This window comes from Paenibacillus marchantiophytorum (assembly GCF_014640555.1).
Taxonomy (GTDB): Bacteria; Bacillota; Bacilli; order Paenibacillales; family NBRC-103111; genus Paenibacillus_E; species Paenibacillus_E marchantiophytorum.
On record NZ_BMHE01000063.1, the window covers coordinates 26,550 to 37,653 of the forward strand.

Annotated in this window: 8 protein-coding genes and 4 pseudogenes; 2 read left to right on the forward strand and 10 right to left on the reverse strand. The window is 41.2% G+C overall.

Going from position 1 to position 11,104, the window contains the following annotated elements; translation table 11 throughout:
- Positions 1–31 precede the first annotated feature (31 nt).
- The 6 genes from IEY34_RS32505 to IEY34_RS32530 form a co-directional block, all read right to left on the reverse strand.
- Complete coding sequence (locus tag IEY34_RS32505) at positions 32–1,195, reverse strand: efflux RND transporter periplasmic adaptor subunit (RefSeq protein WP_189019888.1); 1,164 nt, start codon at positions 1,193–1,195, stop codon at positions 32–34.
- Between the two features lie 14 nt (positions 1,196–1,209).
- Positions 1,210–2,091, reverse strand: a complete 882-nt coding sequence (locus IEY34_RS32510; RefSeq protein WP_189019890.1) for a carbohydrate ABC transporter permease — start codon at positions 2,089–2,091, stop codon at positions 1,210–1,212.
- Positions 2,092–2,101: 10 nt separating this feature from the next.
- Positions 2,102–2,980: a carbohydrate ABC transporter permease gene (locus IEY34_RS32515; protein ID WP_229757947.1), complete on the reverse strand. Its 879-nt coding sequence runs from the start codon at positions 2,978–2,980 to the stop codon at positions 2,102–2,104.
- 134 nt (positions 2,981–3,114) lie between these two features.
- Positions 3,115–3,507 (reverse strand): N-acetylmuramoyl-L-alanine amidase family protein, encoded by a 393-nt coding sequence (locus IEY34_RS32520; protein WP_189019906.1) that lies wholly within the window; start codon positions 3,505–3,507, stop codon positions 3,115–3,117.
- Between the two features lie 88 nt (positions 3,508–3,595).
- Positions 3,596–5,416 (reverse strand): sensor histidine kinase, encoded by a 1,821-nt coding sequence (locus IEY34_RS32525; protein ID WP_189019892.1) that lies wholly within the window; start codon positions 5,414–5,416, stop codon positions 3,596–3,598.
- A complete protein-coding gene (locus IEY34_RS32530; protein ID WP_189019894.1) occupies positions 5,413–6,123 on the reverse strand; it encodes a response regulator transcription factor in 711 nt (236 codons plus the stop codon). The genes IEY34_RS32525 and IEY34_RS32530 overlap by 4 nt, the downstream gene beginning before the upstream one ends.
- A gap of 250 nt (positions 6,124–6,373) precedes the next feature.
- On the opposite strand from IEY34_RS32530, the pseudogene IEY34_RS32535 reads away from it, so the two are divergent.
- A pseudogene (locus IEY34_RS32535) lies at positions 6,374–7,600 on the forward strand (IS4 family transposase); the annotation flags it as partial.
- A 247-nt stretch (positions 7,601–7,847) separates the two neighbouring features.
- Here the strand turns inward: IEY34_RS32535 and IEY34_RS32540 are convergent.
- Positions 7,848–8,149 (reverse strand): annotated as a pseudogene (locus IEY34_RS32540) (GNAT family N-acetyltransferase); the annotation flags it as partial.
- On the opposite strand from IEY34_RS32540, the pseudogene IEY34_RS32545 reads away from it, so the two are divergent.
- Positions 8,136–8,420, forward strand: a pseudogene (locus tag IEY34_RS32545) (transposase); the annotation flags it as partial. The pseudogenes IEY34_RS32540 and IEY34_RS32545 sit on opposite strands and share 14 nt — an antisense overlap.
- Before the next feature lie 760 nt (positions 8,421–9,180).
- On the opposite strand, the gene IEY34_RS32550 reads toward IEY34_RS32545, so the two are convergent.
- The 3 genes and pseudogenes from IEY34_RS32550 to IEY34_RS32560 form a co-directional block, all read right to left on the reverse strand.
- On the reverse strand, positions 9,181–9,627 hold the full coding sequence (locus IEY34_RS32550) for an NUDIX hydrolase (protein WP_189019898.1): 447 nt from the start codon (positions 9,625–9,627) through the stop codon (positions 9,181–9,183).
- Between the two features lie 373 nt (positions 9,628–10,000).
- Positions 10,001–10,660, reverse strand: coding sequence for a creatininase family protein (locus tag IEY34_RS32555; protein ID WP_268240209.1), 660 nt, complete (start codon positions 10,658–10,660; stop codon positions 10,001–10,003).
- A 243-nt stretch (positions 10,661–10,903) separates the two neighbouring features.
- Positions 10,904–11,104 (reverse strand): annotated as a pseudogene (locus IEY34_RS32560) (aminoglycoside phosphotransferase); the annotation flags it as partial.

An 11,104-nucleotide genomic window follows, 5' to 3' on the forward strand; every position in this document is an offset into this window, starting at 1 on the left:
ACACTCGCTCCTTATCATCATCTATACATATTTATTTCTGTCTAACCCTGCTGCCATCTTGAAGAGGCTCGCTGCTATCCGTTATGATGACCTGACCGGGATAAGCCCCCTTAAGGACAATCGCCTCCTCTTCATTGGTATCGCCAACTTCGATGAACACTTTGCTCGCATGATAGGTGTTGCCAAGAGGCCCTTTCTTTTCTGCCATGATAAAAATAAATTTGGTAGAGCCCTCGCCATGAATAGCTTTTGCAGGTAGCAGTACTCCATTGTCATTCGTAGAGGTTTTATTCATATTCAGACTTGCTTGTTCACCCCCCTGTAAATCCTCGCTTTTTACCGTCACAAGTACTCGTTTCTGATCAACAGGCGGGGATGAACTGCTTCCGCCACCGATAGTGGCAGGTAAGTTCCGATTAGTCGATTCTGCATTCTTTATTTCTGTAAGAGTACCTTCCAAGGTTTGGGCAACTCCTTTAATTACCACCTTCACGTTTAGCTTGTCTCCAAGTTTGAAGGACTCGATGACTGAGGATGGAACTTGCAGAGTAAATTGATAACCAAATCTTGAATTCGATATACGCACATCACTCCCGGCACTTCCAGAAGGAAGGCCTATTACGGCAGCTAGTTTCGTGATTAAACCTTCGAATGGAGCTACGATTTGCTTTTTATTTTCCAAATCAATATGCATATTTCTCAGATTCCGTTCTAAAACGTCCATATCAAGACGCGATAATTCGAGATCCCGTTTTGCGTCGCGAATTTTCGGATCATCACCGCTTTGTACGGCCTCGACATAACGCTCCTGTATGCCTGCTATCGTCAATCTTTGCCGCTCTATACTCGTCTGCTGATCTTGAATGCGGGTCTCCGTTTCTTGGGTATCGTAGGTTACAAGCACTTGCCCCTTGGTTACGCGATCCCCCTCTTTGACCAATACGTTATTGACGTTCCATCCCGCCTTGTTTGAAAGTTCCACTTCACTGACCGGTTGAAGCACACTGCTGTCGCTGTAATGTTGAACGAGCTGCCCCTGTTTCGCTTCTTCCGTCCATGCCTTGGGCAAGTTCATTGTAAGTAAAGTATTGCTGTATATCGTGAGAATAAGTAAAACGCTAATAAACAGGACAAACAATAGCCGAAGCTTTCGTTTCGGGCCTCTATCCGTTCCTTCTGCCGCATGCAACTCCATGTAATGGTTCCTCCTTACCCTTTAACGCCGGACAGCTGTACGCCTTGAATGAAATACGATTCCGCATATAAAAATAAAAGCACCATCGGAGACATATAAAGCACGGATGCTGCAAACCCAATTCCTTTTGCCTCCTGTAGGATCTGCGATAAATAGAGAGATAGAGGCTGTTTAAAGCCATCGTCCAGAAAAATAAGCGGCTGCTCCACCATGTTCCAATAATCCACAAACAGCAGGACGACGAGCGCTGCTAATCCAGGCTTAATTAACGGCAAGATGATTCGATAGAAAATCATCAAATGTCCAGCACCATCCATGATGGCTGCTTCTACATATGCATTCGGAATGGTGAGCATGAACTGCCGAAGCATAAACACGCCGAAGGCAGAGAAGATCCCGGGTAAAATGATCGCACCGGCGCTGTTCAGAAGCCCTAGCTTGTCGGCGATGATATAGTTAGGAACCAGTGTTACCTGAAACGGCATAAGCATCGCCATCAAGTACACGAAGAACAAGGAATCCCTCCCTCGATATTGCAGTTTCGCGAATGAGTAAGCCGCAAGTGCGGCGACCGCCACCTGCCCTCCTATAATCGGAACAACCAAAAGAACCGAGTTCCAGAACATATTCAAATAGGTCGGAGTCTCCAGGAGCACCTTCGTGTATTGCTCAAAGGACACCCAATCCGGAAGGAGCTTCAAATTGACGAATAAGTCTTTTCCCCCTGAAGCCACATCTGTCATCTGACCAATCAGATTGTAGTTGTGTCCGATCTCGTCCTCTGTCATGAGCGAATTCGTGAGAGGGATAACCATGGGAAGCAGCATAATCACCGCGAAGACGAATAAGACCAACGATGACGTACTTTTATAAAGAAAAGCCTGCTTTTTCACCATTCATCCCCCTTCATTCCATAAATCTTCTAAATTGCCGCTCCATCGCGAGCATACCGGAGACGATAACTAATATGCAGCAAACCATTAATGCCGCGGCTGCAGTCAACTTCTGCACATCCAGCGACAAGAAGATGTTGTTCATATAATGCTGCAACATATAAATGCTGTCATGCGGGTAATCTCCGGCTATCAAATACGTTTCCCGGAATATTCGAAACGAGTTCATGATCGACATCAGCACGACGAAGAACATTGTCGGTGTTAGATAGACGAGCGTAATCCCGATCAGCTTGCGAATCGGGCCTGCTCCTTCCAGATCCGCCGTTTCGTAATAATCCTTCGGAATGCCCTGCAATCCGGCCAGAAACAGGATCATGTTGTAGCCGAGGTTCTTCCATAAATAGACGACAGACAGCACGCCTCTTGCCCAGTCCGATTTCATCCAGTCGATCCGCTCAGCCCCAAGAGCATGCAGCCAAGCATTGAGCGAGCCGTTCCAATCAAATAGAATCTGCCAAATCATGACGACCGAAGCAACCGGAACGACAAGCGGCATTACGTAAACAGTCCTCAGCCAATTACGGAAGTAGACATTCCCGTTCAAGAAAAGCGCCAGCAGCAACGAAAGCACGACCAATAATGGTACACTCCCGGCAGTAAACAGAAACGTGTTCATCGCCGCTTGGCGAAAAGAAGCGCTAGCCAGCACAGCATGATAGTTGGCAAACCCGACAAACGAACCGCCGCTCGTTCTATCTATAAACGAATACGCGGTACCAATCACGAACGGAATTAGATAAAACACGGCGAAGCCAATCACGCTTGGCGCTAGAAAACCGATGGCGATGAAGCCTTGTTTTCGCATCAACCGTCTAAGCAATACGTTCATGCACACCCTCCTTAATGAAGCCAAGTCCTTGTTGTCATAAAAGTATCTTAATAGGCGCGAATAAAGATCAGATCAAGATGAAATGAAGATGAAATGAAGATGAAATGAAGATGAAATGAAGAAGACAAAAACATTTAATATCGAAAGTTGTTGGGATTGCCGTGGCTTTGCTTCCGCCGCTTCATTTCCGAAAACAAGTTCTCCTGTGCCACTCCACGATCTCTTATATCCATCTTTTGTTTAAAGAGCTGCTTATGCATCATTTTTGCTAATTGTTGATCTTCCGGTTTATTGTAATATGTAGTTATGCCTGATACATCATTGCTGGTATACGCATCATAGTGAATACTTATAAATAGATCGGCTGCATGGTTTTTCGCGATTTCAACTCGCTCGTCTAAGGTCAAAAATTCATCCTTATCACTTGTCAAAATGACTTTCGCTCCAGTTCTCTTTGTTATTTCCCGCTGGATATTTTGAGCTGTTTGAAGTGTAAAATCTTTCTCATGATAAAGCCGAGTTGAAATAAAGAGAAGATAAAGATGATGGCGACAAAAAAATAGACACTTTCATGACGAACGGTATTCCGTCATTGAAAGTGTCTATTCAGCTTCATTACGCTTGTTTATTCAAATAAAAGAAAAACAATACTCCGTCTTCTGTGTTCGCGGCGCCGTATTGTTCGCCATGCAATTCCAATATATTTTTGGAAATGGCCAGCCCTAGTCCAGTTCCGCCTTGTGCACGTTGGCGTGCGCTATCCCCGCGATAGAATCGCTCCCAGACTTTGTCTAATTGATCCGCGGGGATGTGAGCTCCTTTATTTTCAATACTAATCTTGACTCGGTATTGTTCTTCTTTGATCGTAATGAAAATATGCTCATGTACGGGTGAGTAGCGAATCGCATTGGTCAGAAAATTCGTAATGACTTGCTCGATTCGGTGTTGATTAGCGATAACTTCAACTGCAGCAAGTTGGGTGTGTACATGAAGCTGTTTATTCCTGAACTCCAAAGACAGCTTCTCACAGATCTCCTCCACGAGCTTATCAATGCTGAACGTATCCATCCTCATTTTATATGTTCCAGACTCAAACTTAGCAAGCTCGAGCATATCCACAATCAAGAGATCCATCTTATCGACTTCTTTTTCCATGGCTTTGAAGTAGTGATCTTTCTTATGGGTGGCAACGCCATCCTTCAGAATTGAAATGCAGCTTTTCATGACGCTCAGAGGCGTTTTCAACTCATGGGATACCCCTGAAATAAATTCTTTCCTTGTATGCTCCAGTTGCTTCTCTTTTTCAATGTCATTTTGCAGCTTTTTGATATAGGAATGAAGGGTTTGGGAGAGTGAATTGATACTCTGAGACAAGTCCCCAATCTCATCTTTGGATCTAATCGAAATGGTCTCCGAAAAATCTAAACTTGCGATCTTTTTCGCCGACTGATTAATTTGAAGCAAAGGTTTGGCAATCTTTCTCGAATAATACAATGCAGCGAGAACAATAAGAAGGATCACTAAAGCGATCATGTACAAATAATAATCTTTTAGCATTTGAACGGCTTCATCGACCGGCTGCAAAGAGGCCATTGAAAAGATGTAGCTTGTTACTCCCGCTTGATCTTTGATCTGGTCAATGAACAGCTTGTACTTTACGTCATTTTGTGTGAAATCAAGAATTTGTAAGGTATCAAAGCTAATATGCGACTCATTGAATAGCAAGTTGGCTTGAAATTCTTTAATTCGGTCCATAAATAAACTGTTCGTATAAATGAAGCTCGAAGATTCATTTCCGTTAGGAAATAGGACTTTGGTAATCGCTCCACTAAGTTGAATTTCAGGGATCTCTATCTTTTCCTTTCTTGAATATTTAATATCTAGCGTGAGGTCATCCATCTTTTTGGTGATTTTCTCATTTGTCCAAAAGATATTACTTTTCTCCAATTGGACACGATATGGAACTAAGTCAGCCCCCTTTTTATACTCAGAAATCATAACACGAGCCTTGGGAGCCAACAAGGATATTACTTGACTTGGAGTTGTATTTAAAACCTCATTGATGTTTATCATATTATAAAGAAGAACTGAAATCGTTTTACCGAAGAACTCATTATTCACTTTAGGTGAATCTATTTTTACTTCCAAATAAAAATCATTCGTATTTTTTAAGTTCCCCTGACTGTCTAATGTGGTAATCCAAGTGTTGTTTTGACGATAAAAATCCTGCTCCAGTTTCTGAATGGCAAGGATATTCCCAACGTTTTTCAAGTAATCATTCCTAAATGCTTGAATATTAGATTGGATTTCATTCACTTTTCTATTTGCGTAGTACTGTTTGAAGAATATCGTTTGTCCCATATAAATGGTTGCTAAAATGAAAAGACATAGCATGGTTGTCAAAGTAAACAATTTAACTACAATACTTGTCCTCATAAGTTCCCCTCAAACTTGTAGCCCGTTCTTACGATGGTTGTTATCAGTTTGGATTTATCGCCAAGCTTGCTTCTTAAATTACGAATATGGGTATTTACGGTGCGATCATCCCCTTCGTATTCATATCCCCAAATTTTAGTAATAATCTGTTCCCTTGTTATGACAATCCCTTTATTTCGCATTAAGTACGCTAATATTTGAAACTCTGTGTAGGTCAGGTATATATTCTCGCCATCTACGGATACAGTTCGAGAAGGTATATGGATTCGAAGCTCATTAGCAGTTATTGTATCACTTTCAATATTTATATGTGACATAAGGACTTCAGATTGTCGATTTTCCCGATTCCTGCTATCTATCAGTCGTTTGGCCCTAGCTAGTAATACAGCTGGACTATACGGTTTTGTCACATAATCATCTGCCCCTAGCTCAAATCCCAGTAACGTATCATCCTCATCCACTCTTGCAGTCAACATGATGACTGGAACATTGGATGTCTTCCTGATCCGTCTACAAACCGACCAGCCATCTAACTCTGGTAACATGATATCAAGAATAATTAAATGAATCTCATGATCTTGAAATAAGGTTAATGCCGCTTTCCCATCTGCAGCTTCTAATACCTGATAACCTTCATTCAGAAAATAATCTTTAATAATTTCACGCAGAATATCTTCGTCTTCTACGATTAAAATTGTTTTTTGCATAACTTCTCCTACCCCGCTTTTGAGCCAAAGATCTACAGATAACTTATTATATTACTCAACTTTCGCACCTAAGAAAGCAGTCTAATTCCTTGCCGCTGTAAGAGTATAGAAGAAAAATAGGCATCTCTTGACAGAAAAACACCCTCTTTGTTTGGTATCATGGAAGTATCGAGCAACCATGCAAACAAAGAAAGGTGTTGTAATTCATATGTTACACCAAAAACCCTTGTCTGAACAGGCAAAAATACGTTTTTCTATCTTGTTCTCTCTCGTGTTTGAAGGTCGAAATTGGTTTCGTCTTTTGGAGAGTGAGCGTGGTGCGTCGCTACCTGGAAAAGACGTCATCTATCGTTTTCTTAATCAAGTCACTTTCGCTTGGCGGAAGTTTCTTCATAGCTTTGCTTTAAAAATCATCCAGCACTTTGAATCGCTTATTGCTCCTTCGCGGACGCGTGTTTTTATCATCGATGATTCCGTTTTAAACCGTAATCGGAGTAAGAAAGCCGAGCTGCTAGCTCGAGTATTCGACCATACGACTGGCCGTTTCACCAAGGGGTTTACCATGCTAACGCTCGGTTGGTCAGACGGGTTTAGCTTTGCTCCAATTGACTTCGTCATGCTTTCTTCGGCCAAACTGGTGAATCGAATTTGCGAAATGAAAGAACATCTATACAAGCGCAGTCATGGGTACAAACGTCGGCTAGAGGCTCTCACCCGTAAGCCAGACGCCGTCGTAGACTTGTTACAGCGTGCACTTTCTGCTGGATTTACAGCTGACTTTGTGCTGATGGACAGCTGGTTTACTCAAGCACCGTTACTTCGGAAGCTTGATACAATGGGACTTTCGGTTATTGGAATGCTCAAAGAGATGAAACAACGCTATCGCTTGAATGACAAGTTGATGAGCTTGAAAGAGCTATACAGCACGCTTCCTAAAAACAAAAACAATGAAATCTTAGGTTCTGTCATCGTCGAAACAGCTTGCGGGTTACCTGTTAAGTTGGTTTTTGTCCAAAACCGTAACAAACGCCGGGAATGGCTGGCGATCCTCAACACCGATCTGACAGTAAGTGCAGAGGAGGTCGTTCGAATCTACGGAATGCGTTGGAGCATCGAGACCTTTTTCAAATTCACCAAAAGCTATCTTAAGCTCGGAACTGAATTTCAAGGTCGTTCATTTGACATGCTGATCAGCCATACAACGGTCGTATTTAGCCGTTATTTAGTTATGGAATTTGAACGTCGGCAGGAGAATGATACCAAATCGCTAGGCGGTCTATTTTTCCTTTTTGCAGATGAAGTAAGAGATTTGGATTACCAAACCGCGTTGCAGCAACTAATGACATTTTTCTTACAGATCGCCAAAGCCAAGACAAAACGGGAGAAGTCCAATGTATTTTGTCAACTCCATGAGTGGATCTTCGGTTTGCCCAGCTACATCAAGGGTTTGTTCAAAGATCTAAGCTGCGAAAGTTGAGTTATATTATATTCTTACCTTCAGAAATTTTTTTGAGATTTTGGGTCTCTTATGTATTTTTAACATGGACAGATAAAGATTATGTAAAGATATTGGGATTTGCTAAAAACTTACCCAGTAACGCATTAAAGAACTGCAACATAGTAGCCCTTCTGCTATGTAAAGGGAGTACTCCTCAATAAATTACTCCTCACTAGTATAAAGGTTCACCGTTAGTTCCGTCCTTGATTAATGCTTAAAGTTTGACTCACCACTTACGTTTACTAAGTTTATAATAGTTATATTTTTCGTTTTCAATTTCAATAATGCTTTGATAATCAAAACCGCATTTTTGTATTACTCGATTTGATGGCGTGTTATGAACAAGAACTATAGCATCTAACACCTCAATATTTGTGCTCTTAAAAAGATACTTAATTATTCCTTGAGCAGCTTGAGTGGCATAGCCCTTACCTCTGTGATTTTTTGATATTGCATACATAATCTCTCTATTAGGGCTGGCAGTTCATCCTTTATCCCAGTACAACACCAACCCACAAACTCATTTGAGCCTTATCAGCGGCGTGAGGGCTGGCTTGAAGAAGCCGTCATCCGCATGTACAAAGGTGGTATGAGTACGCGAGAGGTTGCAGGATTTATTGAGAGCATGTTTGGCGCACAATACTCCCCAACCACCGTTAGCAACATCACCGGAACCGTTCTTGAAGATGTTGAGAAGTGGCAGAAGCGTCCGCTTGAGAAGCGTTATTCGGTCATTTACCTCGATGGCCTGTACGTCAAATTGAAACGAAGCACCGTAGATAGTGAGGTCATCTACTTACTGTTTGTTTCCCTGACAATTATCCGAGTTTTAATGAGAATTCAACAAGCCTATTTTACATCTATCTACGAACTGTTTATGACAGAAGCCCATACAATAAATGGTCAAAGGTCTATTTCATCATAAACGGAGGACAACACATATGAGCTTTCACGGAGGATTTGGAGGAGGCGGTTTTGGGCACGGAGGCTTTGGAAGTCCGCTTGGTTTTGGAGGTTTTGGAAGCCCATTTGGCTTCGGGGGCTTTGGAAGTCCATTTGCCTTTGGAGGTTTTGGAAGCCCGTTTGGCTTTGGAGGCTTTGGAAGCCCCTTTTTTAATCCTTTCTTTTTCCGCCAACCTTCTCAGGGAACATATTTCCCCATGTCCCCTGGGCAAATAACCATGCCTTACGTAGGAACACCCCACCACATGTACCCGGAGCAACAAATGGCACCTCAATTTTACACTGACAACAAAAATGATCTTTGTACCTGATTAATATGGAAATTATAAAGTTGTGAATTGTGAAAGATATTGATTGATCCATCATTTGTCAGCACAATGACATCTTTATAATAATCACTTATTTAGTGAGCATGTAACCTATCTTTAACCAACTTTCAAATAAATAGGCCCTAATTTCCTTGTTTCCAATCAAGATTGAATTCTTCTTCGATCCAAAAAGAGGAAATAGGTTATAGGGCCATTTTTGTGCTTCTTATACGACTTTCTCATCGTTTGTATAGAGTCTCTATTGAACTATCGTTCCCAGTTAGCATTTTAACTCTTGAATTGTTGTTTAAATACTGATTCAGCAATCTCTAATAGCTCAAGTCGTAACCCCTCCCCTTCAATTTTCGATATGATTTGGCGCGCTGTTTCAAAGTTCATGGTCACTCTACCTGTTGTTTCAAACACATCGGGCATGATTACATAATCCTTTACTCTAGCCATTACAAAAACAGTATATGTATCCGTACTCTCCCAATACCAAGCAGCAATGGGTACTCTTTTAGATTCTAAAATAAGACCTGCTTCTTCAATTGTCTCACGGTTTAAAGCAGCATTAATATCTTCATTAACTTCAATTCTCCCACCGACTGTTGTGAGCGCCTTCTCATTTTTATCCCAAACCATAATAATTGAGCCATCTTCGGTAATTGGTATGCTGTGTACACCAGCAATTTTTTTATCAGTCGGAAAAGTGCCATTTAAAAGACTTAGCATTCTATCCCTCCAATATTTCTACAAGTATTCATTGGAAAGATGGTAAAACCTTCTTGCATCCTTGTCCGTTATATGGACAAATGCACTCATCCACTTCTTAATTGCAACCACGCTAATCTGCCCTTTAGCTTAATACCATCAACGCTTAATCAAATAACCTATAATGGATTTTTTTGCTAATCTTAAGTGTTAGAATCTACCTCAAGGTTCTGATCAGTTAAAAATATTATTTAATAAAGGTAGACTTGTTCCAATAGCACATCCAAGAGAAAAAAAATGAAATGTTTACTCAATTAATGATAAAGCTACCGATCAAATTTTAGCGGCAGACTTATTTTGTAGTTAATTTAACTATCTTTCATCATTAGCGGAATCATTCTTGAATTTTTCGACGGTATCCTTCTTCAAGTATTTGTTTCAAACCTTCAGTTCTTATTTTAATAAATGTGTTCCAAAATGTCTTACCTTTTTTAGCCAGTTCTTCGTTCGAATAAATTCCTTGTTCAAACTTTCCCCAACAACCATCCTGGGTTAGCTTATCCCATCCTAAGTAATCCGCATAAAGACGGTTTTCTGAAGGTATGTCTGAACCCATTGAATTGGTTTTAACCAATTCAGGACAAAGCCACATGGCTGTACAAACGGACAATAATCCACCGTGCATTTCGTTCAAGCCTTTTAAACCTGCCGCTTCAACGGCTACTTCCCATGCAAGATGATTATTATGATTTGCGGAAATCAAGATAATCTGAGGGTACTTGTAATTAATATGCTTGACGAAGGCCCCCTCCCAATATGACCCGCCATGTCCAGTACAGACCAAAAACTTCTTAAATCCTTGTCTTATTAGATTGCAAATAATCTCCTCCAACATGGCTGTTAAAATATTAGGGCTTACCGTAACAGTTCCTTTGAAATTGGCATGTTCTTCAGATGTATTAAACGGGATTGTAGGTAACACGTAAGCATTCAATTCTCTCCCATAAGCATCAGCGTAAAGCTCTGCGATAAGCGTATCTAAATGCATTGGCAAGTACGGCCCAAACTATTCCGTTGCCCCTACCGATAGAACTGCTCCCTAAAAAGACTCTGTTTCATAAATACACATTAAATTGTACTACTTTTTCGCGGTGGAAAACGATTATAACTAAACTAGCCCTGCGATTGCACATTGAAGTCTTCTGCTATTTAGTTTAATGAAAACGAGCAGGCTGCGCGGGCCTGCTCGTTAATGGTGGTATTCAACTATAGTTCCCAGTTAGCGGAATGACATTTCTTAATCAGCGAGAGCACGTTTTATGATCGCTTTTGCTTCAGCAACCAACTTTTCATCTTTATAATCAATTGCCTGCATCATGATCAAAATGGGAATGTATATGGCTATCAATCGAGCTAATATTTTCGTTTCTTCATCGACATCCCCATATTCTTTGAAAAAGTCTGAACGCGCATCCGGAGGCAAAAAGCTATACGCGAC